We start from the raw sequence: 22338 nt of genomic DNA on the forward strand, positions 1-22338 counted from the left end.
CGCAGGAAACCCGCCGCATCCTGGACCGGCTGTACGGCTACGAGGTCAGCCCGGTGCTGTGGAAGAAGGTGGCGCCGAAGCTGTCGGCGGGCCGCGTGCAGTCGGTGGCCACCCGTGTCATCGTGCAGCGCGAGCGCGAGCGGATGGCGTTCCGCAGCGCGGGCTACTGGGATGTCAGCGCCGAGCTGGACGCCGGCGTCTCCGACCCGCAGGCCACCCCGCCCAGGTTCACCGCCAAGCTCAACACGGTCGACGGGCGCCGGGTCGCCACCGGGCGCGATTTCGACTCGCTGGGCCAGGTCCGCAAGCCCGACGAGGTGCGGGTGCTCGACGAGAGCGCCGCCGTCGCGCTGGCCGCCGGTCTGCGCGGGGCCCAGCTGGCCGTCAGCTCGGTCGAACAGAAGCCGTACACGCGCCGCCCCTACGCGCCGTTCATGACCTCGACGTTGCAGCAGGAGGCGGGTCGCAAGCTGCGGTTCTCCTCGGAGCGCACCATGAGCATCGCGCAGCGGCTGTACGAGAACGGCTACATCACCTATATGCGTACCGACTCGACGACTCTGTCCGAGTCCGCCATCGGTGCCGCGCGTAACCAGGCCCGCCAGCTCTACGGCGAGGAGTACGTGCATCCGACGCCGCGGCAGTACACCCGCAAGGTCAAGAACGCGCAGGAGGCGCACGAGGCCATCCGGCCCGCCGGTGACGTGTTCCAGACGCCTGGGCAGCTGCACGCCCAGCTGGAGACCGACGAGTTCCGGCTCTACGAGCTGATCTGGCAGCGCACCGTGGCCTCGCAGATGGCCGACGCCCGCGGCACCACGCTGTCGCTGCGGATCGCCGGAGCCGCCCGGAGTGGTGAACAGGTCGTGTTCAATGCCAGCGGCCGCACCATCACCTTTCCGGGCTTCCTCAAGGCCTACGTCGAGAGCATCGACGATCTGGCCGGCGGCGAGTCCGACGATGCCGAGAGCCGGCTGCCGAACCTGACCCAGGGGCAGCGGGTCGACGCCGCCGAGCTCACCGCCGACGGGCACCAGACCAGTCCACCGGCGCGCTACACCGAGGCCTCGCTGATCAAGGTGCTCGAAGAGCTGGGCATCGGGCGGCCATCGACGTACAGCTCGATCATCAAGACCATCCAGGACCGCGGTTACGTGCAGAAGAAGGGCAGCGCGCTGGTGCCGTCCTGGGTGGCGTTCGCGGTGGTCGGCCTGTTGGAGCAGCACTTCGGCCGACTGGTGGACTACGACTTCACCGCGGCCATGGAGGACGAACTCGACGAGATCGCCAACGGCCAGGAGCGACGCACCAACTGGCTCAACAACTTCTACTTCGGTGGCGATCACGGCGTCGACGGTTCGATCGCCCGCGCGGGTGGGCTCAAGAAGCTCGTCGGAGGCAACCTCGAAGAGATCGACGCGCGGGTTGTCAACTCCATCAAGCTCTTCGACGATTCCGAAGGTCGCGCCGTCAACGTCCGGGTGGGCCGCAACGGTGCGTATCTGGAGCGGATGATCATCGATCCCGATGCCCCGGATGGCGAGCTCAAGCCGCAGCGCGCCAACCTCAAGGATGAGCTGACGCCCGACGAGCTCACCCTGGAGCTCGCCGAAAAGCTGTTCGCCACACCGCAAGAGGGCCGCTCGCTGGGTGTCGACCCGGCCACCGGGCACCAGATCCTGGCCAAGGACGGGCGCTTCGGCCCGTACGTGACAGAGGTGCTGCCCGCGCCGCCGGACGACGATGACGGCACCGCGGGAACTCCGGCCAAGAAGGGTAAGAAGCCGACCGGGCCGAAGCCGCGCACGGGTTCGCTGCTGCGGTCGATGGACCTGGAGACGGTGACCCTCGAGGATGCGCTGCGACTGCTGTCGCTGCCGCGGGTGGTGGGTGTGGATCCCTCCAACAACGAGGAGATCACCGCGCAGAACGGCCGTTACGGCCCATACCTCAAGCGCGGCACGGACTCTCGCTCGCTGGCCAATGAAGAGCAGATGTTCACCATCACGCTCGACGAGGCACTCAAGATCTACTCGGAGCCGAAACGCCGTGGCCGCCAAGCCGCCTCGGCACCGCCGCTGCGCGAGCTGGGCACCGATACCGCCTCCGGTAAGCCGATGGTGATCAAGGACGGCCGGTTCGGCCCGTACGTCACCGACGGTGAGACCAACGCCAGCCTGCGCAAGGGTGATGACGTGCTGTCGATCACCGATGAGCGGGCCTCGGAGCTGCTGGCCGACCGCAGGGCCCGCGGGCCGGTGAAGAAGGCCGCGAAGAAGGCGGCCAAGAAGACCCCGGCGAAGAAGGCTCCGGCCAAGAAGGCCGCGACCAAGGCGGCCAAAAAGGCCTGACCGGGGTCAGCCGGTCAGATCGCCCTCGGTGATATCGGCGGCGAGATCGCGTGGCAGCACCAGGTTCACCGGGCGGGCCAGCTGGGTCGGTGCGGTGCGGCCGCGCAGTTCGACGATCTCGCCGACATCCCAGCACAGCGCCTCGGCGTCGAGCGCGCCGCTGACCGCGATCGCCGAGGCCAGCACGTGGCCTTCCTCCAGTTTCGCCAGCTCGGTCAGCCGGGCGGCCTCGTTGACCGGATCGCCGATCACGGTGTATTCGAACCGGGCCTGCGCGCCGATGTGGCCCGCGATGGCCCGCCCCGCCGAGACGCCGATGCCGAATTCGGTGTCGCTGCCCAGCACCTTCACCAGCTCGTCGTGCAGTTCACGGGACGCCGCCAGGGCCCCGCCGGAGGCGTCGGGATGTTCGATCGGGGCGCCGAAGATGGCCAGGGCCGCATCGCCCTGGAACTTGTTGACGAACCCGCCGTGCTTGTTGACAGCGTCGACGATGACCCGGAAGAACTCGTTGAGCAGGTTGACCACCTCGCCGGCCGGGATCGTCGACGCCAGATGCGTCGACCCCACCAGGTCGACGAACAGCACGGCCACATCGCGTTCCTGGCCGCCGAGTTCGGTGCCGCGTTCCAGCGCCCGGCGGGCCACGTCCTCGCCGACGTAGCGGCCGAACAGGTCGCGCAGCCGCTGCCGCTCGGCCAGATCGCGCACCATGTCGTTGAAGCCGGCCTGCAGCAGGCCGAGCTCGCTGGCGTCGTAGATCTGCATGTGCGCGTTGTAGTTACCGCGCTGGACCTCGCCGAGCGCCCAACGCAGCTGGCGCAGCGGGTCGGCGATCGACATGGCCACCAGGACCGTGCTGGCCAGGCCGATCGCCAGGGCGGCGATGGCCAGGATCAGCAGCGGCGTGGTCAGCCGGTCGGCCGTGGCGGTCAGGATGGAGAACTTGCTGGCCACCAGGGCCAGCACGATGCCGAGGACCGGCACGCCGGTGGACAGCACCCAGGTCAGCACCTGACGCAGGATCACCCCCGGCGCCCGGAAGTTCTCCGGAACGCCGCCCCGCAGCGCGGCCACCGCGACCGGCCGCAGCACCCGTTCGGACTGCAGGTAGCCGATGATGGCGGTGGCGGTGGCGCCCAGCGCGGTCGCGACCGCGACGACCGGCGCCGACTGGCTGGCCACCGGCCAGCTGGCCACGATGAACACGATCGAGCCGAGGCACCAGTTGGTGACGCTGATCAGCGTCCGGAAGAAGGGCATCCGCAGCGCCCTGGTGCGGGCCAGCTCGGTGATGCCGGGGTCGCTCTCGGCCAGCAGGGTGTCCCGGCGCTGCCAGCGGATGACCGGGATGAGCAGCCGCAGGCTCAGGTAGGCGCCGAGGATGAACGACACGAAAAGGTAGCTCAGGAAGATCGCCAGGTTGGCCGCGGGCAGGTCCTGCAGCTGGATGCGGTCCTCGGGGGGCAGGCCGAAGCGCAGGAACCCGAGCACGAACAGCGCCCCGATGATGTCGGCCTGCAGCATGCCCAGCGTGAACACCGGCCACGGGGTGCGCGCCACCCAGCGCGCGAATGAACCTATTCGCGCGATCGGGATGGGCTCCGTGGTCACCCGTTCACCGTATCGGGCCACGGGGACGTTGAGCGCCGTCGTGAGCAGGTTGGGTCGGCCTGAGCACTACTGTTGGAGACGATGAGCGGGGTGTTTTCGCGTCTGGTGGGCCAGCACGCGGTGGAACAGGAGCTGGTGGCGGCGGCCGCCGCGGCGCGGGGTGATTCCGCCCACAACGGCGTGACCACGGGCACCATGACACACGCCTGGCTGATGACCGGGCCGCCCGGATCCGGGCGTTCGGTGGCGGCGCTGTGTTTCGCGGCCGCGCTGCAGTGCACCGCCGAGGGCAGGCCCGGGTGCGGGGAGTGCCGCGCCTGCACCACGACGATGGCCGGCACCCACGCCGACGTGCGGCGCATCGTCCCCGAGGGGCTGTCCATCGCGGTCCGGGAGATGCGCGAGATCGTTCAGATCGCGTCCCGGCGGCCGGGCACCGGCCGCTGGCAGATCGTGGTGATCGAGGACGCCGACCGGCTCACCGAGGGGGCGGCGAACGCGCTGCTCAAGGTCGTCGAGGAGCCGCCGCCGTCGACGGTGTTCCTGCTGTGCGCGCCGTCGGTCGACCCCGAGGACATCGCCATCACCCTGCGGTCGCGGTGCCGGCACGTGGCGTTGACGACGCCTCCGGTGACGGCCATCGCCGATGTCCTGATCTCCGGTGACGGGCTGCCCGCCGACGAGGCGCGCTGGGCGGCATCGGTCAGCGGGGGACATGTCGGCCGGGCCAGGCGGCTGGCGACCGATCCCGAGGCCAGGGAACGGCGAAAACGGGCGCTGGGGCTGGCCAGGGATGCCGCGACGCCGTCGCGGGCGTATGCGGCCGCCGAGGAGATGGTCGCGGTGGCCGAGGCGGAGGCGCTGGCCCTGACCGCCGGCCGCAACGAGACCGAGACCGAGGACCTCAAGACCGCGCTCGGCGCCGGGGGCACCGGCAAGGGCACCGCCGCGACCACCCGCGGCACCGCCGGGGCGCTCAAGGAGCTGGAGAAGCGGCAAAAGTCGCGGCAGACCCGGGCCTCCCGCGACGCGCTGGACCGTGCGCTGATCGACCTGGCCACCTACTTCCGCGATGCCCTGCTGGTGTCGTCGGGGGCGTCCGCGGTGACCGCCAACCATCCCGATATGGCCGACAAGGTGGCGGCGATGGCCGGTCACGTGCCGCCGGACCGGTTACTGCGCTGTATCGAGGCGGTGCTGGAATGCCGGGAGGCGCTGGCCGTCAACGTCAAGCCGAAGTTCGCGGTCGACGCCATGGTGGCCACCGTCGGGCAGGCGCTGCGCGGCTGAGCCAGGAACTGACTTTGGTTGCACAGTGGCGCTGCCGTAGACTCGTCCCGCCCGGAGCGCTCGTCGCCCGGCACGCCGCCTTAGCTCAGTCGGTAGAGCGATTCACTCGTAATGAATAGGTCGGGGGTTCGATTCCCCCAGGCGGCTCCGAAGTTCTCCCGTGCGCAGCGGATCACTCCCCGGACAGCGCTTCCCTGGCGACATTGCGGGCGGTGTTGGCGGCGGGGAAGCCGGCGTAGCCGGACGAGTGGTAGACAACCTCGGCGATCTCGTCCTCGGTGAGGCCGTTGTTGCGGGCGATCGTGACGTGGGACCTCAGTTCGTCTGTGGCTCGCAGGGCGATCAGGATGCCCAGCGTGACCAGGCTGCGGTCCCGGCGGCTCAGCCCCTCGCGGGCCCACAACCGGCCGAAGACGTTGTCGATACCGATCTCCAGCAGTTCGTCGGCGAACCCGCCGTCGCGGCCCAGCCCGTCATCGGGGACCGCATCCGGCAGCAGTTCGCGGAAAACCTGAAGACCCTGTGCGCGTACGTCTGTCATGGCAGTCAGCTTGGCACGCTGTCAGCTCGGCGGCGTACTCTCGCGGCGGTGCAAAGCGAGCTAAATCGATCAGATCGAACCGACACCGATTCCTGGGACATCACCACCAGTGTCGGGCAGACGGCGCTATTCGTAGCGGCGTCAAGGGCTTTGGAGCTGCGAAAGCCCGATCCGCTGGCCACCGACCGGCTCGCCGAGGTGTTCTGCCGGGCCGTCGGCGGCGAGTGGGTCGACGCCATCGACGGCACCGATCCCGACCATCCGCTGCGGACCGAGTTCGGCGAGCATTTCGTGAACTTCCAGGGTGCGCGGACCAAATACTTCGACGAGTACTTCCGGACCGCGGCGGCGGCCGGGGCCACCCAGATCGTGGTGCTGGCGGCCGGGCTGGACTCGCGGGCCTACCGGCTGGACTGGCCGGACGGCACCGTGGTCTACGAGCTGGACCTGCCCAAGGTGCTGGAGTTCAAGCGCGCGACGCTGGACGGCAGCGGCCGGACCCCGATCGCGGAGCGTCGCGAGGTCGCGATCGATCTGCGCGACGACTGGCCCGCGGCGCTCGTGGCGAACGGATTCGATCCGGCACGGCCCTCGGCGTGGATCGCCGAGGGGTTGCTGATCTATTTGCCCGCCACAGCACAGGAACGGCTGTTTGCCGGTATCGACGGACTGGCCGCACCGGGAAGCTTCGTCGCGGTCGAGGAGTCGGCGCCGATGCCGCGCGAGGCGTTCGAGGCCAAACGGGCCGAGGCGACGTCCGCCGGCGAGAAGGATTCGTTCTTCCGGCTGGTCTACAACGAGCAGCACGCCCCGGCCGGGCAGTGGTTCGGGGCCAGGAACTGGACCGCGGAGACGACGGCGCTGCCCGAGTATCTGCGCCGGGTCGGACGGCCCATCCCCGGGCCGGACAGCGAGGCGGCCCTGATGACGGCCACCATCAGCCTGGTGACCGCCACCAAGACGTGAGCTGATTCACCGTCTTCGCCCACTGGGTGCATCTCGACACTTAAGTTATGCAATGCTAACTTCAGCAAAAGTTAGCTTAGCCATACATAAGGGAGAGATCCGGGGGCGTCGTCGCTCCCGTATACGCATATGGGTAGTGACACGCTCTCGGCTCCGTCTCACGGAGCGCCCCGGCTGGACCGCGACGTGGTCAGCCGCTTTGCCACCTGCTGCCGCGCGCTCGGCCTGACGGTCAACGACCGGCAACGCCCGGCGGATCTGGCCGCGGCCCGGTCAGGGTTCGCTGGATTGACCCGCCTGGCGCACGATCAGTGCGACGCCTGGATCGGCCTGGCCGCCTCGGGTGACGTGTCGGCGCCCGTGATCGACGCGGTATGGCGCACCGCCGGCAACGCCGGGCTGCTGCAGCGCGAGATCGACCTGGCCGCCGGTGAGCTCGGCTTCGTCTACGACACCGGCCTGTATCTGCGCTTCCGCGCCACCGAACCCGACGACTTCCAGCTCGCCTATGCCGCCCGGCTCTGCGAGGCGGGCGAGCTGGCCAAGGCACATGAGCTGGTCGCCCAGGTGGCCGAGGCCAGGCCAGGCTGGCTCGACGCGACCTGGCTGCGGGTCGCGGTCAACTACCGCGCACAGCGCTGGTCGGATGTGGTCCGGCTGCTCACCCCGGTGGTCACCGACACCTCGCTGGAGGCCGTCACCACGCATGCCGCCCGCGTCACGCTCGGCATCGCGCTGGCGCGGCTCGGGATGTTCGCGCCCGCGCTGTCCTACCTGGAGGATCCGTCCGGGCCGGTCGCGGTCGCCGCCGTCGACGGCGCCCTGGCCAGGGCGCTCACCCTGCGCGGGCAGGGGGAGGACGAGGACGCCGGTGAGGTCCTGCAGGATCTGTTCGCGGCCCACCCCGAGAACGCCCAGGTCGAGGAGGCCCTGTCGGACCCGACGTTCGGCATCCCCACCACGACCTCGGCGCGGATCGAGGCCCGCAGCGACCCGTGGGATCCCGAGACCGAGCCGTCGGAGGCCGACTTCGTCGACCCGGGGGCCAAGGAGCGCAAGGCGCACCTGCTCATCGAGGCCGAGGCCGAGCTGGCCGAGTTCATCGGCCTCGAAGAGGTGAAGTTCCAGGTGGCCAGGCTCAAGAGCTCGGTGGCGATGTCGATCCGGCGCCAGGAGCGCGGTCTGACCGTCGCCCAGCGCACCAACCACCTGGTGTTCGCCGGGCCGCCCGGCACCGGGAAGACCACGATCGCGCGCGTCGTCGCCAAGATCTATTGCGGGCTGGGGCTTCTCAAGAAGGAGACGGTCCGCGAGGTGCACCGAGCCGACCTGATCGGTCAGCACATCGGTGAGACCGAGGCCAAGACCAACGCGATCATCGACAGCGCGCTCGACGGTGTGCTGTTCCTCGACGAGGCCTACGCGCTGGTGTCCACGGGCGCCAAGAACGACTTCGGCCTGGTGGCGATCGACACCCTGCTGGCCCGGATGGAGAACGACCGCGACCGGCTCGTGGTGATCGTCGCGGGCTACCGCAAGGACCTCGACATGTTCCTGGACACCAACGAGGGCCTGCGTTCGCGGTTCACCCGCAGCATCGACTTCCCGTCGTACTCCTCGCCGGAGCTCGTCGAGATCGCCGAGCGGATGGCCGAGAAGCGCGACAGCACGTTCGAGAAGGCCGCCCACGACGATATGGAGCGGCTGTTCGGCTACCTGGCCGAGGCCACCACTCCGGATATGAACGGTGTGCCGCGCCGCAGCCTCGACATCGCGGGCAACGGCCGGTTCGTCCGAAACCTGGTCGAACGGTCCGAGGAGGAGCGCGAATACCGCCTCGACCATTCCGACCACGACGACTTCACCGACGAGGAGATGATGACGATCACCGCCGGTGACGTGACCAATTCGGCTGCCCCGCTGCTGCGCGGCCTGGGTCTGACGGTGCCGGCATGACCGAGCCCGATATGGATGACCGCCGGTCCTTCTCCTCGCGCACACCGGTCAACGAGAACCCGGACGGGGTGGACTACCGGCGGGGTTTCGTCACCCGCCACCAGGTGTCGGGATGGCGATTCGTCATGCGCCGCATCGCATCCGGGGTGGCACTGCACGACACCCGGATGCTCGTCGACCCGTTGCGCACCCAGAGCCGGGCCGTGCTGACCGGTGCGCTGATCGTGATCACCGGCCTGATCGGCTGCTTCGTGTTCTCCTGGATCCGTCCCGGCGGTGCGGCAGGCGAGGATACGGTGCTCGCCGACCGGGCCACCGCGGCCCTCTACGTCCGGGTCGGTGAACAGCTGCATCCGGTGCTCAACCTGACCTCGGCCCGCCTGATCGCCGGCCGGGCCGACAACCCGACCACGGTCAAGACCAGCGAGATCGACAAGTACCCGCGCGGCAACCTGCTCGGCATCCCCGGCGCGCCCGAGCGGATGGTGCAAAGCACCGCGCGCGACGCCGATTGGACTGTGTGCGATGCGGTTTCGGGCGCCGACGCCGGCGTGACACTGATCGCCGGGGCGCCCGCGTCGGGTGGTGAACGCGCCATCGCGCTGCCCGAGGAGCAGGCCGTGCTGGTGCACAACGGCGCGGGGCCGCACCCGGGTGACTGGCTGCTCTGGGACGGCAGGCGCAGCCCGATCGACCTCGGCAACCGTGCCGTCACCGATGCGCTCGGCCTCGGCGCTTCGATCCCCGCCCCGCGCCCGGTCGCGGCCGGGCTGTTCAACGCGATTCCCGAAGCCCCCGCGCTGACCGCTCCGCCCATCGCCGACGCCGGTGCGCCGACCGGCTACGAGCTGTCCACACCGGTGCCGGTGGGCGGTGTGGTGGCCGCCTACGACGCCGACAACACCGTCCGCTACTACGCCGTGCTGTCCGACGGGCTGCAGCCGGTCTCGCCGGTGCTGGCCTCGATCCTGCGCAACACCGACTCCCATGGGCTCGATCGGGCCCCGCGGATCGGGCCCGACGAGGTGTCGCGGATGCCGGTGTCGCGGGCCATCGACACCGCCCGCTATCCGGCGCAGCCGGTGAAACTGGTCGCGGCCTCGGCCGCGCCGGTGACCTGCGCCCAGTGGGCGAAGCCCGAGGGGGCCACCGAGAGCCGGCTTTCGGTGCTCTCCGGTGCGGCGCTGCCGGTGCCCGACCGGCCGCACACCGTCGGACTGGTCGGGGCGGGCAGCAACGGCGCCGCCAGCCGGGTCGCACTCGAGCCGGGCAGCGGATACCTGGTGCAGACCGTGGGCGCCGAACCGGGGTCACCGACCGCTGGCGCGCTGTTCTGGCTGAGCGACACCGGTGTGCGGTACGGGATCGACACCGCCGGCGACGATAAAACCGTTGGGGCACTTGGCCTCAACCCGCCGGCCCTGCCCATTCCGTGGTCGATGCTGACCCAGTTCGCGGCCGGCCCCACGCTGTCCCGCGGCGATGCGCTCGTCGCGCACGATGCGCTGTCACCCGATACGAATTCCGCGCGCATGGAGGCCACCACCCGATGAGCAGGCTGATATTCGAGCACCAGCGTCGCCTGGCTCCGCCCGTCGCCCGCAAGGGCACGATCGCCATTGAGCCGCCGCCCCAGTTGCCCCGGCTGGTCCCGCCGTCGTTGCTGCGCCGGGTGTTGCCGTTCCTGATCGTCATCCTGATCGTCGGCATGATCGTGGCGCTGGTCGCCACCGGGATGCGGCTGATCTCGCCGACCATCCTGTTCTTCCCGTTCGTGATGTTGCTGGCCGCCACCGCGCTGTACCGCGGCGACGGTAAGAAGATGCGCACCGAGGAAGTCGACGCCGAACGTGCCGACTATCTGCGCTACCTGTCGGTGGTGCGCGACAACGTCCGGGCCCAGGCCGCCGAACAGCGTGCGGCCCTGGAGTGGTCGCACCCCGAACCCGGGCTGCTGGCCGCCATCCCCGGGTCGCGCAGGCAGTGGGAGCGCGATCCCCGCGACCGTGACTTCCTGGTGCTGCGCGCCGGGCTGCACGACGCGCCGCTGGACGCCGCGCTCAAGGTGAAAGACACCGCCGACGAGATCGACCTGGAGCCGGTCTCGCACAGCACTCTTCGCGGTCTGCTCGACGTGCAGCGCACCGTGCGCAACGCGCCCACCGGTATCGACGCCGGCAAGCTGGCCAGGATCACCGTGATCGGCGAGCCCGACGAGGTGCGCGCGGCCCTGCGGTCCTGGATCGCCCAGGCCGTCACCTGGCACGACCCGAGCATGCTCGGGGTGGCGCTGGCCTCACCCGATATCGATTCCGACGCCTGGTCGTGGCTGAAATGGCTTCCGCACACCGACGTTCCGGGACAGGCCGACGGTGTCGGCCCAGCCCGCTACCTGACCGCGAGCGTCGCCGAGTTGCGCGGGCTGCTGGAACCCGAGCTGGCCGACCGGCCGCTGTTCCCGGCCGAACCCGAGCACGCCGTCAAACATCTGCTGGTGCTGCTCGACGATCCGCAGGCCGACCCCGACGACATCGCGCGCCGGCCCGGCCTGACCGGCGTGACCCTGATCCACCGCTCCGAGCAGCTGCCCAACCGCGACCAGTACCCGGACCCGGAGCGCCCCATCCTGCGGATCGCCGACGGGCGCATCGAGCGCTGGCAGATCAGCGGATGGCAGCCCTATGTCGACGTCGCCGACGCGTTGTCGGCCGCCGAGGCCGCCCACATCGCGCGCCGGCTGTCGCGGTGGGACTCCAACCCGGGCTACATCCGGTCCAGCTCGACCGGGGGTGCCACGTTCAACACACTGCTCGACATTCCCGACGCCTCGGCGCTCGATGTCGCCGCGCTGTGGGCGCCGCGCACCCGCGACGAGGAACTGCGGGTGCCGATCGGGGTCACCGCGACCGGGGAGCCGCTCTACTTCGACCTCAAGGACGAGGCCGAGGGCGGTATGGGCCCGCACGGCCTGATGATCGGGATGACCGGCTCCGGCAAGTCCCAGACCCTGATGTCGATCCTGTTGTCGTTGTTGACCACGCATTCGGCCGATCGGCTGATCGTGATCTACGCCGACTTCAAGGGTGAGGCCGGCGCCGACATCTTCCGGAATTTTCCCCAGGTCGTCGCGGTCATCTCGAATATGGCCGAGAAGCGGTCGCTGGCCGACCGGTTCGCCGACACCCTGCGCGGTGAGGTGGCCCGGCGCGAGCAGCTGCTCAAAGAGGCGGGCCGCCGGGTCCAGGGCAGCGCCTTCAACTCGGTCACCGAGTACGAAGCCGCGATCGCCGCCGGCCATGACCTGCCGCCGATGCCGACGCTATTCGTCGTGGCCGACGAGTTCACCCTGATGCTCGCCGATCACCCGGAATACGCCGACCTGTTCGATTACGTCGCGCGTAAGGGCCGGTCGTTCCGGATCCACATCCTGTTCGCCTCACAGACCCTGGATGTGGGCCGGATCAAGGACATCGACAAGAACACGTCGTACCGGATCGGGCTGAAGGTGGCCAGCCCCACCACCTCCCGCCAGATCATCGGCGTCGAGGACGCCTACCACATCGAGTCCGGGCGCGAACACAAGGGCGAGGGCTTTCTGGTCCCCGCCCCCGGCGCGGTGCCGATCAAGTTCCGCAGCACCTACGTCGACGGTATCTACGACCCGCCGCGGGCCCAGAAATCCATTGTGGTGCGGGCACTTCCGCAGCCGCGAGTGTTCACCGCGTCGCGGGTGGAGCCGGAGCCCGACACCGTGATCGCCACCAACGGTGTCGAGGTCGAGCCGGCGCCGCCGCGAAAGCTGATCGCCACCGTCGGCGATCAGCTGGCCGGCTACGGCCCCCGGGCACCCAAACTGTGGCTGCCGCCGCTGGACGAGTCGATCCCGCTGGCCGAGGTGTTGAGCCGTTCCGAGGTCGAGCCCGGTGCGCTGCGCTGGCCGCTGGGCGAGATCGACAAACCGTTCGAGATGCGTCGCGATCCGCTGATCTTCGACGCGAACTCGTCGGCGGCGAACATGTTGATCCACGGCGGTCCGCGGTCGGGCAAATCGACTGCCCTGCAGACGTTCATCCTGTCGGCGGCCGCCCTGCACTCGCCGCGTGAGGTCAGCTTCTACTGCCTGGACTACGGCGGCGGCCAGCTGGCCGGCCTTGGCGATCTGGCCCATGTCGGCAGCGTCGCCTCCCCGCTGGAACCCGAGCGGATCCGCCGCACGTTCGGCGAGCTCGAGCAGCTGTTGCGGGCCCGTCAGCGGCAGGGGGCGGCCGGCCGGCACAGCGCGGGCCCGGCGGGGAGATTCGACGACGAGTACGGAAACGTATTCCTGGTCATCGACAACCTGTACGCGTTCAGCCGGGACAACACCGACACGTTCAACACCCGTAACCCGTTGTTGGCCAAGGTGACCGAACTGGTCAACAGTGGTATGGCATACGGCATCCACGTGGTGATCGCCACGCCGAACTGGCTTGAGGTGCCGTTGGCCATGCGCGACGGTCTCGGGCTGCGGCTGGAACTCAAACTGCACGATTCGCACGACAGCATCGTGCGGGTGGTAGGGGCGCTCCGTCGGCCCGCCGACGGTGTGCCCGCCGATCAGCCGGGCCGGGGCCTGACCATGGCCGCCGAACACTTCCTGTTCGCCGAGCCGATGCCCACCGATGTCGCCGTGATCAACTCGCGCTACCCGGGGGTCGCCGCACCGCCGGTGCGGTTGCTGCCGACCGATCTGGCGCCCGGCGTCCTCACACCGCTCTACCCGGCGCCCGAGCAGATCGTGATCGGTCAGCGCGAGGAGGACCTGGCGCCGGTCACGGTCGACTTCAAGGACAACCCGCTGCTGTTGGTGTTCGGCGATTCCAAGTCGGGCAAGACGACGCTGCTGCGTCACCTCATCCGCACGGTCCGGGAGAACTCGCGCCCCGACGAGGTCGCGTTCACGGTGATCGACCGGCGGCTGCATCTGGTGGACGAGCCGTTGTTCCCCGACAACGAGTACACCGCGAACATCGACCGGGTGCTGCCGGCCATGCTGGGACTGTCGTCGATCATCGAGAGGCGCCGTCCGCCCGCGGGTTTGAGCCCACAGGAACTGCGCGGCTGGAGCTACCCGTCGGGACCGGACGGCCACACCCACTACCTGATCATCGACGACGCCGACCAGATCCCCGACGGTCCAGCGGTCAGCGGCCCGTTCGTGGGGCAGCGGCCGTGGACCAACATCGTCGGTCTGCTCGCCGAGGCGTCCGATCTGGGGCTGCGGGTGATCGTCACCGCGCGGGCCACCGGATCGTCGCATGCGGTGATGACCGCGCCGCTGCTGCGCCGCCTCAACGATCTGCAGGCGACCACGCTGATGCTGTCGGGCAATCCCGCCGACAGCGGCAAGATTCGCGGGCACCGGTTCGTCCGGTTCCCGGCCGGGCGCGGCATGCTGCTCGGCGACGGGGACGCGCCCGATTACGTCCAACTCGTCAACCCGCTGGGCGATACCGCGCTGTCAGCGAGCAACGGGGCCAACAACACAGGGAAGGAATACCGATGACACTGCGTGTAGTCCCCGAGGGGCTGACCGCGGCCAGCTCGGCCGTCGAGGCGCTCACCGCGCGGCTGGCGGCGGCCCACGCCGCGGCCGCACCACTGGTTTCGACCGTGGTCCCACCCGCTGCCGATGCGGTCTCGCTGCAGACCGCCACGGGCTTCAGCGCGCACGGTGCGCAGCACGCGGCGCTGGCCGCCCACGGCGTCGAGGAGCTCGGCCGTTCCGGCGTCGGCGTGGCCGAGTCCGGCGCCAGCTACGTCACCGGCGATGCGATGGCCGCGTCGTCGTATCTGATCGCGCGCGGCGGCTGAGATGACCGCCCCCATCTGGATGGCGCTGCCACCCGAGGTCCATTCGGGGCTGCTCTCCAGCGGCCCCGGGCCGGGGTCGCTGCTCGCCGCCGCGGGGGCGTGGCAGTCGTTGAGCGCCGAATATTCTGCTGCCGCAGCCGAACTCACCGGAGTGCTGGGTGGGGTTCAAGCCGGTTCCTGGCAGGGCCCGAGCTCCGAGCAGTACGTCGCGGCGCACGGGCCCTATCTGACCTGGCTGGCTCAGCAGAGTGCGAACAGCGCCGTCGCGGCCCTCCAGCACGAGGCGGCGGCCGCCGCCTATACGACCGCGCTGGCCGCCATGCCCACCCTGCCCGAGCTGGCGCTCAACCATGTCATGCACGGTGTGCTGGTCGGCACGAACTTCTTCGGGATCAACACGATTCCGATCGCGCTGAACGAGGCCGATTACGTCAGGATGTGGGTCCAGGCGGCCACCACGATGAGCACTTACCAGGCGGTGTCGGGGGCCGCGGTCGCCGCGTCCCCGGTCGCTACCCCGGCCCCGTTCCTGCTCAAACCCGGTGTGGGGGAGGCGGGGACGGCTTCCGCCGACGTCCAGCAACTGGCTTCGCAGGCGCAGGCCACCGATTCCGGTTCGGCGCTGAACTTCTCGGACTGGCTGTCGGATCTGCTCGAGCAGTATCTGCAGGGCGTGCCGGGCGGACAGGACATCATCGACTTCCTCAAGGATCCGCTGGGCAACCTCGGGCAGTTGATCACCGACTTCCTGACCAATCCGTCGGCGGCGCTGACCACCTGGGGACCGTTCCTGTTCGCCGTGGCCTATCAGGTGTTCTTCAACCTGGTCGGCTGGCCCACCTGGGCGATGATCCTGACCGCGCCGTTCCTGATCCCCGTGTTGGTCACCCTGGGGGTCACCGGGCTGGTGCTGCTCATCGACCATGTTCAGCAGCCGCCTGCCGAGGCCGCCGCGCCCGCCGAGGTCCCCGCCGAGGCCGCCGCGACGCCGAGGTCCGACCATCCGGCCCTGCCGGTCGCCGCGATCTCGCCCGCCGGGATCGGCGCGGCGGGATCGGCCGCGGCCGCCCCCGGTGCGGCGCCGACGGCGGCCACCCCGGCCGCGCCCGCGGCGGCGGCGTCGCCGTTCGTGCCCTACGCGGTGGCCGGCGGCGATCCCGGTGAGGGGTTCACCCCGACGCTGCGGGACAAGACCAGTGCCCAGGCCCCGGCCTCCGGCATCCCGGCGGCCGCCTCGGGTGTCGCGGCCTCGCTGGCCTCGCGGCGCAAGCGCAGGCGCAAACGCGGTGCCGAACTGGAGGATCACGCCTACGCCGACGCGTATATGGACTACGAGGAGTCACCGGACCCGGATCCGGCACCGCGGCCCGACACCGGGGTCCGCGCGTCGGAACGCGGCGCGGGCCCGATGGGATTCAGCGGCACCGCGACCAGAACCGGCGCGGCGGCCACCGGGCTGACGACGCTGGCAGGCGACGGCTACGACGACCGCCCGGTCAGTCCGATGCTGCCGGGGACCTGGGAGCCCTCCGAGAACGCGGCCTCGGACGCCGAGGCGCCCCCGCCCGATCCGGAAGGGGGAACGCGCAGCTGACCGCTTCACATCTGCCGATGCACCACCACCCGTCACGAAAGGAAAAACCATGAGTATGTTGGACGCCCACATTCCGCAGCTGGTCGCCTCCGAGGCCGCGTTCGGCGCCAAGGCCGCGCTGATGCGCAGCACGATCGCCCAGGCCGAGCAGGCCGCCATGTCGGCCCAGGCCTTCCACATGGGCGAGGCCTCCGCGGCGTTCCAGGCCGCGCACGCCCGGTTCGTCGAGGTCTCGGCGAAGGTCAACGCCCTGCTCGACATCGCGCAGGTCAACCTCGGCGATGCCGCGGGCACCTACGTGGCGCAGGATGCCGCCGCGGCCAGCACCTACACCTCCGTCTGACCGATCTAGATCCACACGGATACAGGAGTTTCGATGTCTCAGATCATGTACAACTACCCGGCCATGCTCGCGCACGCCGGTGAGATGAACACCTACTCGGGTGCGCTGCATGCCGTCGGCGCCGACATCGCCAGTGAGCAGGCCGCCCTTGGCAGCGCCTGGCAGGGTGACACCGGTATGACCTATCAGACCTGGCAGGCACAGTGGAACCAGGCGATGGAGGAACTGGTTCGTGCCTACCGCTCGATGGCGATAACCCACGAGACCAACACCATGTCGATGAGCGCCCGCGACCAGGCCGAAGGGGCCAAGTGGGGCTGATGCAGCCGAACCGTGGGAGCTAACGCTGTCGAGCTGACCACCGACCAGGCCTGGTATCTCGCCGATGTGCTCGGCGCCGGTGCCTTCCCGTGGGTGCTGGCGATCACGCCGGCCTACAGCGAACCGGCGCAGCGGTCCGGCTTCGCGGCCGAACAGACCGCCGACCTGACCCGGATGGGTGTGCTCGGCCCCGGTGGTGAGGTCAACTCGCAAGTCGCCCAGTGGATTCGGCTGGTCTGCCGGGCGTCGCAATGGCTGGACCTGCGGTTCGTGTCCGGTCCCGGTGATCTGCTGCGCGGCATCGTGGCGCGGGCGGCCGACGGCCGCACCGTGGTGGCGCTGCGCAACGCGCAACTGGTGACCCTCACCGAGATGGACGTCGGCCACCCACACGCACTGGTGCCGGTGCTCACCGCCGGCCTGTCACAGCGCAGGCCGGCCCGGCTCGAGGAGTTCGCGTTGCCCGCCGCGGCGGGGGCCCGCGCCGACGAGCAGATCCGCAACGGCACACCGTTGGGGGAGGTGCTGGAATTCCTCGGGATTCCGGCGTCAGCCCGCCCGGTGGTGGAGACGGTGTTCGACGGACGGCGCACCTACGTCGAGATCGTCGCCGGGGAGCACCGTGACGGTCACCAGGTCAGCACCCAGGTGGGGGTCAGCGTGATCGACACCCCGGCCGGGCGGATCCTGGTCTCCCCGTCGAAAGCCTTCGACGGGGAATGGGTTTCGACCTTCTCTGCGGGCAGCGCCGATGCGATCGCGGCTGCGGTCGAACGGCTCACCGCATCGCTGCCCAGCGGCTCCTGGTTCCCCGACCAACCGCTCACCCGTGACTTCAACGAGTCGCGGTACTCGAAATCCCCCTAACTCCCGAGAATCACCCCCAGAAAGCATAGGAATGTCCGAGAACACTGTGATGCCGATCGTCCGGGTGGCCGTGCTGGCCGCCGGAGATGACGGCGGCCGGCTCACCGAGATGGCTCTTCCGTCTGAACTGCCGCTGCGCGAGATCCTGCCCGCGGTCCAGCGCATCGTCCTACCCGCCAACGGTGAGGGGACGGACGCCCCGGACCCGGTGCGGCTGAGCCTGGCCCCGGTCGGAGGTGTGCCGTTCAGCCTGGACGCCACGCTCGACACCGTGGGGGTGGCCGACGGTGATCTGCTTGCCCTGCAAGCTGTTCCGGCCGGCCCGCCGGCCCCGCGCATCGTCGAGGACATCGCCGACGCCGCGGTCATCTTCTCGGCCGCGCGTCGACGCCCATGGGGGCCTTCGAGTATCGCGCGGGGCGCGGCACTCGCGCTGATCGGTTTGATCCTGATCGGCACCGGCGTGGCGCTGGCCCACCGGGTCGTGACCGGCGAACTGCTGGGGCTGTTCGTGGTCAGCGGCATCGCCGTGGCCGCGGCGCTCGGTGCGTTGGCGGTCCGGGGCCGGTCGCCTGCCATGGCGACCGCGCTGGCGGTGACCGCGCTGATCCCCATCGCGGCGGCGTTCGCGCTCGCGGTGCCAGGCGATTTCGGTGCCCCGAACGTATTGTTGGCCGCGGCCGCGGTGACCGCATGGTCGCTGATCAGTCTGGCCAGCCTGCCCGACGAGCGCGGGATCGCCGTGTTCACCGGATCTGCGGTGAGTGCGACCGGCGTGCTGCTGGTCGCCGCGGCGGCCACGCTGTGGGAGCTGTCCTGGACCGTCCTCGGCTGCGCCCTGGTGCTGCTGGGGCTGGTGGTCACGGTGCAGGCCGCCCAGCTCTCGGCGATGTGGGCCCGGTTCCCGGTTCCGGTCATCCCGGCACCGGGCGATCCGACGCCTGCCGCGCAACCGCTTTCGGTTCTCGCGGACCTGCCGCGCCGGGTCCGGGTCAGCCAGCTGCATCAGATCGGTGTGATCGCGGCGGGTGTGCTGCTCGCGGCCTGCGGTTCGCTCGCCCTGGCCGGCGGGCCGTCCGTCTCGCCGTGGGCCTGGTACATCGTGGTGGCCGCGGCTCTCGGCGCCGCGCTGCGGGCCAGGGTGTGGGATTCGGCGCCGTGCAAGGCACTGCTGCTCGGCCAGTCCTACCTGGTGACCGTCGTGCTGTTGGTGGCGTTCGCGGTCGACGGGCGCTATCAGGCCGCATTGTGGGCGCTGGCCGCGCTCGCCGGGCTGGTACTGGTCTGGGTGGTCGCGGCACTCAACCCGAAAATGGCCGACCCGGAGACCTACTCGCTGCCGATGCGCCGCCTGGTCGGTTTCGCGGCCACCGCGATCGACGCATCGCTGATCCCGGTGATGGCGTTCCTCGTCGGGCTGTTCAGCATGGTCCTCGACAGGTGATGAGCAAGAGCCTGGGCGTCCTGGCGACGGCCGGCCTGGTGCTGTTGACCGGCTGCCCGGCGGCGGGTGCGGTCACCCCGCCCGAGGTCGACCCGCAGGTCGCACCGCCGTCCGGTGGTGCGGGCCCGGTGCAGCCGATGACACAGCGCGGTGCCTGCGTGACCACCAGCGTGCTGCCGGGCACCGATCCGGGGATGGCCAGCCCGAACCAGCTGGCGCTCAACCTGTCCGGTGCCTGGCAGCAGAGCCGCGGGCAGGGGCAGACGGTCGCGGTCATCGACACCGGTGTGCAGCCCGGCCCGCGGCTGCCGAATGTCGATGGCGGCGGTGACTTCATCGAATCGACCGACGGCTTGACCGACTGCGACGGGCACGGCACCTCCGTCGCAGGCCTGATCGCCGGTCAGCCCGGCCCCGACGGCTTCTCGGGGGTGGCCCCGGCCGCCCGGCTGATCTCGATCCGGCAGAACTCGCCCCGGTTCGCACCGCGCACCCCGGCCGCCGACGCCGCCGAGGCACGTGCCGCGGCCGACGTCGGCAACCTGGCCAGGGCCGTGGTGCGGGCCGCCGATATGGGTGCCCGGATCATCAACATCTCCGTCGTGACCTGCCTGCCCGCCGACAAATCGGTCGACCAGGCCGGACTCGGTGCGGCACTTCGCTATGCCGCGGTGGAGAAGGACGCCGTGATCGTCGCGGCCGCCGGGAACACCAGCGGCGGCGTCACCACGGGATCGTCGTGCGAGTCCAATCCGCTGTCGGGCAGCCCGATCGATTCCCGCAACTGGGGCGGCGTCACCTCGGTGTCGATCCCGTCGTGGTGGCAGCCCTATGTGCTGTCGGTCGGCTCGCTGAACTCCGCGGGCCAGCCGTCCGGATTCACCATGGCCGGTCCGTGGGTGGGGATCTCGGCCCCCGGCGAGAACATCGCCTCGCTGAGCAATGCGCCCGGTGGCGGACTGTCCAATGCGGCACCGACCGATCAGGACAAGCTGGTCCCGCTGAGCGGCACCAGCTACGCCGCGGCCTATGTGTCGGGCGTTGCGGCGTTGGTGCGCAGCAAGTTTCCCGATCTGACCGCGCGCCAGGTGGTGCACCGGCTGACCACCACCGCGCAGGGCGCGGCCCGTTCGCCGTCCAATGTGATCGGCGCAGGGGGTGTCGATCCGGTGGCGGCGCTCACCTGGGATGTCACCGATATCCCGCTGGACGGACCGGCGGCCCCCGAGGGGAAACCGATCGCGGCGCCACCCGAACCGGCCCCCCGTGACAACACCCCGCGGATCATCGCGTTCGCCGGTGCCGGGGCGCTGACCCTGGTGGCCGCCGCGGCCTACGCCGCTTACCGACGGAAGGACAAGACCACATGACCGCCCGCATCGCGTTGGCGTCCCTGTTCATCGTGGCGGCCGTGCTCGCCCGACCGTGGCAGACCATCACCGAACGGTGGGTTCTGGGCATCTCGGCCGGCGTGGTCGTGGTGCTGTTCGCCTGGTGGGGTGGACTGTTCCTGACGACGCGGATCGCGCGCCGGTTCGCGCTGCTGGCCCGCAGATTCGCCAAGGGCGCCGGCCCCGACGGCTCGGCCACCGCCGCCACCGTCGTGCTGCGGGTGGATCCCGCGGACCCGGCCCAGCTCCCGGTCGCGGTGAGCTATCTGGACCGGTACGGGATCCGTTGCGACACGGTACGGATCACCCACCGCGATGCCGACGGCGTGCGGCGCAGCTGGATCAGCCTGACCGTCGCCGCCACCGACAACCTGCCCGCGTTGCAAGCCCGGTCCCGCCGAATCCCCTTGCAGGACACCGCCGAAGTGGTGGGCCGTCGGCTCGCCGACCATCTGCGCGAGCAGGGCTGGACGGTGACGATCGTCGACGGCGTCGACACACCGCTGCCCGACCCGGGCAAGGAGACCTGGCGCGGTGTGAAGGACGAGACCGGATACGTCGCGGCGTACCGGGTCCCGGCCACCGACTCCCTCGACCAGACGCTCGCCGCGATCGGCGCGCTCGAGGCCCAGGAGACCTGGACCGCAATGGAATTCAGCGGAACCCCGGCCCGGCCGATGCTGGTGGTCGGCTGCGCGGTCCGTACCGGCGAGCGGCCGCGCGCCAAGGCCCCGGTGCGGGGGCTCGGCCCGGCGCGGGGGCGACACCGGCCCGCGCTGCAGGCGCTCGACCCACGATCGCCGGCCCGCCTGGACGGTAAGCCGTCGGCGCCGCCGGAGGCCGTGCTGTCGGGACCGTCAGCCGAACCTGAACTCCCGCAGGAAGCGGGCGCGATCTAGGTCAGGCCGAACAGCCGTGCGGCGTTGTCGTGCAGCACGTTCCGCAGCCAGGTGTCATCGGCGCGGGGCAGGTCGATCAGGGGCTGGATGGCCTCGGCGTAGCCGTAGGGGATGTTGGGGAAGTCGCTGCCGAAGAGGATCCGGTCGCCCAGGGCGTGCAGCCGGTCGGTATCCGCCGCCGGGAACGGCATATCGGCTTCGACGAATGGCGTGAACGCCATCGTGGTGTCCAGCCTGACCTGGTCGAATCGTTCGGCGAGACGGAGAAACTCCGAGTACTCGGGCATGCCCATATGCGCCACGATCAGCGACAGCCGCGGGTGGCGGGCCAACAGCCGGGCGATCCGGTCCGGGCCGGTGTACTCCCCGGGCACCGGGCCCGACCCGCAGTGGATCACCACCGGGACGGCGGCGTCCTCGATGATTCCCCACACCGGGTCGAGCAGGGGATCGTTGGGGTCGTAGTGACCCACCTGGATGTGGGCCTTGAACACCCGGGTGCCCGCGGTGATCGCGTCGGCGACGTAGTCGGCGGCCCGCGGCTCGGGGTAGAAGGTGGCGGTGGCCAGGCAGTCGGGGGTGTTCGCGGCGAACTCCATCGCCCACCGGTTGAGCCAGGCCGCCATCTCGGGCTTGTGCGGATAGACCAGCGAGGTGAACCGTCGAACCCCGAACGACCGCAGCGTGGCCATCCGCTGCTGCTCGTCGGTGCGATAGGCGATGGGCCACTCCCGGCCGATCAGCGGCCCCTGGCTGTCGAAGTACTGCCACACCTTGTCCATGACGTTCTTCGGCATGAAATGGGTGTGGACGTCGACGATGCCCGGCAGGCCCAGCGACATCCAGATCTTCCGCACGGAGTCCGACTCGTTCATCGTCAGGGATCATCGCACCCGAACCCGGGGACG

Annotated in this window: 17 protein-coding genes and 1 tRNA gene; 15 read left to right on the top strand and 3 right to left on the bottom strand. The window is 70.2% G+C overall.

Annotated features, from left to right (window positions below; all coding sequences use genetic code 11):
- Nucleotides 1–2351: type I DNA topoisomerase (gene topA, locus ACWDTP_RS11640; protein ID WP_450019696.1), on the top strand; the 2351-nt coding region annotated here is incomplete at its 5' end.
- 6 nt (nucleotides 2352–2357) lie between these two features.
- On the opposite strand, the gene ACWDTP_RS11645 is transcribed toward topA, so the two are convergent.
- Complete coding sequence (locus tag ACWDTP_RS11645) at nucleotides 2358–4013, bottom strand: adenylate/guanylate cyclase domain-containing protein (protein WP_450019767.1); 1656 nt, start codon at nucleotides 4011–4013, stop codon at nucleotides 2358–2360.
- Between the two features lie 33 nt (nucleotides 4014–4046).
- Between ACWDTP_RS11645 and ACWDTP_RS11650 the strand changes: the two genes are divergently transcribed.
- On the top strand, nucleotides 4047–5255 hold the full coding sequence (locus ACWDTP_RS11650; protein ID WP_450019698.1) for a DNA polymerase III subunit delta': 1209 nt from the start codon (nucleotides 4047–4049) through the stop codon (nucleotides 5253–5255).
- A 74-nt stretch (nucleotides 5256–5329) separates the two neighbouring features.
- Nucleotides 5330–5402 (top strand) — tRNA-Thr (locus ACWDTP_RS11655).
- Nucleotides 5403–5427: 25 nt separating this feature from the next.
- On the opposite strand, the gene ACWDTP_RS11660 is transcribed toward ACWDTP_RS11655, so the two are convergent.
- Nucleotides 5428–5796, bottom strand: coding sequence for a carboxymuconolactone decarboxylase family protein (locus tag ACWDTP_RS11660; protein WP_450019700.1), 369 nt, complete (start codon nucleotides 5794–5796; stop codon nucleotides 5428–5430).
- Nucleotides 5797–5844: 48 nt separating this feature from the next.
- On the opposite strand from ACWDTP_RS11660, the gene ACWDTP_RS11665 reads away from it, so the two are divergent.
- The 12 genes from ACWDTP_RS11665 (at nucleotide 5845) to eccE (ending at nucleotide 21430) form a co-directional block, all read left to right on the top strand.
- Nucleotides 5845–6762 carry a class I SAM-dependent methyltransferase gene (locus ACWDTP_RS11665; protein ID WP_450019702.1) on the top strand — a complete coding sequence of 306 codons (918 nt, stop codon included), beginning with the start codon at nucleotides 5845–5847 and terminating at the stop codon, nucleotides 6760–6762.
- A 186-nt stretch (nucleotides 6763–6948) separates the two neighbouring features.
- Nucleotides 6949–8718 (top strand): type VII secretion AAA-ATPase EccA, encoded by a 1770-nt coding sequence (gene eccA / locus ACWDTP_RS11670; RefSeq protein WP_450019769.1) that lies wholly within the window; start codon nucleotides 6949–6951, stop codon nucleotides 8716–8718.
- Complete coding sequence (gene eccB / locus ACWDTP_RS11675) at nucleotides 8715–10271, top strand: type VII secretion protein EccB (protein WP_450019704.1); 1557 nt, start codon at nucleotides 8715–8717, stop codon at nucleotides 10269–10271. Before eccA ends, eccB begins: the two co-directional genes overlap by 4 nt.
- Nucleotides 10268–14263 (top strand): type VII secretion protein EccCa, encoded by a 3996-nt coding sequence (gene eccCa / locus ACWDTP_RS11680; protein WP_450019706.1) that lies wholly within the window; start codon nucleotides 10268–10270, stop codon nucleotides 14261–14263. Before eccB ends, eccCa begins: the two co-directional genes overlap by 4 nt.
- The gene (locus tag ACWDTP_RS11685) at nucleotides 14260–14571 is read left to right on the top strand and encodes a PE family protein (protein ID WP_450019708.1); all 312 of its coding nucleotides are present in this window, start codon (nucleotides 14260–14262) and stop codon (nucleotides 14569–14571) included. The genes eccCa and ACWDTP_RS11685 overlap by 4 nt, the downstream gene beginning before the upstream one ends.
- Before the next feature lies 1 nt (nucleotide 14572).
- Nucleotides 14573–16165, top strand: coding sequence for a PPE domain-containing protein (locus tag ACWDTP_RS11690; protein WP_450019710.1), 1593 nt, complete (start codon nucleotides 14573–14575; stop codon nucleotides 16163–16165).
- 49 nt (nucleotides 16166–16214) lie between these two features.
- Nucleotides 16215–16508, top strand: a complete 294-nt coding sequence (gene esxG / locus ACWDTP_RS11695; protein ID WP_450019712.1) for a type VII secretion system protein EsxG — start codon at nucleotides 16215–16217, stop codon at nucleotides 16506–16508.
- A 33-nt stretch (nucleotides 16509–16541) separates the two neighbouring features.
- The gene (locus ACWDTP_RS11700) at nucleotides 16542–16829 is read left to right on the top strand and encodes a WXG100 family type VII secretion target (RefSeq protein WP_450019714.1); all 288 of its coding nucleotides are present in this window, start codon (nucleotides 16542–16544) and stop codon (nucleotides 16827–16829) included.
- 12 nt (nucleotides 16830–16841) lie between these two features.
- On the top strand, nucleotides 16842–17696 hold the full coding sequence (locus tag ACWDTP_RS11705; RefSeq protein WP_450019716.1) for an ESX secretion-associated protein EspG: 855 nt from the start codon (nucleotides 16842–16844) through the stop codon (nucleotides 17694–17696).
- A 31-nt stretch (nucleotides 17697–17727) separates the two neighbouring features.
- Nucleotides 17728–19140 (top strand): type VII secretion integral membrane protein EccD, encoded by a 1413-nt coding sequence (eccD, locus tag ACWDTP_RS11710; RefSeq protein ID WP_450019718.1) that lies wholly within the window; start codon nucleotides 17728–17730, stop codon nucleotides 19138–19140.
- Nucleotides 19140–20510, top strand: a complete 1371-nt coding sequence (mycP, locus tag ACWDTP_RS11715; protein WP_450019720.1) for a type VII secretion-associated serine protease mycosin — start codon at nucleotides 19140–19142, stop codon at nucleotides 20508–20510. Before eccD ends, mycP begins: the two co-directional genes overlap by 1 nt.
- Nucleotides 20507–21430 carry a type VII secretion protein EccE gene (gene eccE, locus ACWDTP_RS11720; RefSeq protein ID WP_450019722.1) on the top strand — a complete coding sequence of 308 codons (924 nt, stop codon included), beginning with the start codon at nucleotides 20507–20509 and terminating at the stop codon, nucleotides 21428–21430. The genes mycP and eccE overlap by 4 nt, the downstream gene beginning before the upstream one ends.
- Here eccE and ACWDTP_RS11725 read toward each other — a convergent pair.
- Nucleotides 21427–22305, bottom strand: a complete 879-nt coding sequence (locus ACWDTP_RS11725) for an amidohydrolase family protein (protein WP_450019724.1) — start codon at nucleotides 22303–22305, stop codon at nucleotides 21427–21429. The genes eccE and ACWDTP_RS11725 overlap by 4 nt on opposite strands.
- Nucleotides 22306–22338: the final 33 nt, after the last annotated feature.

It is taken from the genome of Mycobacterium sp. NPDC003449 (genome assembly GCF_053588415.1).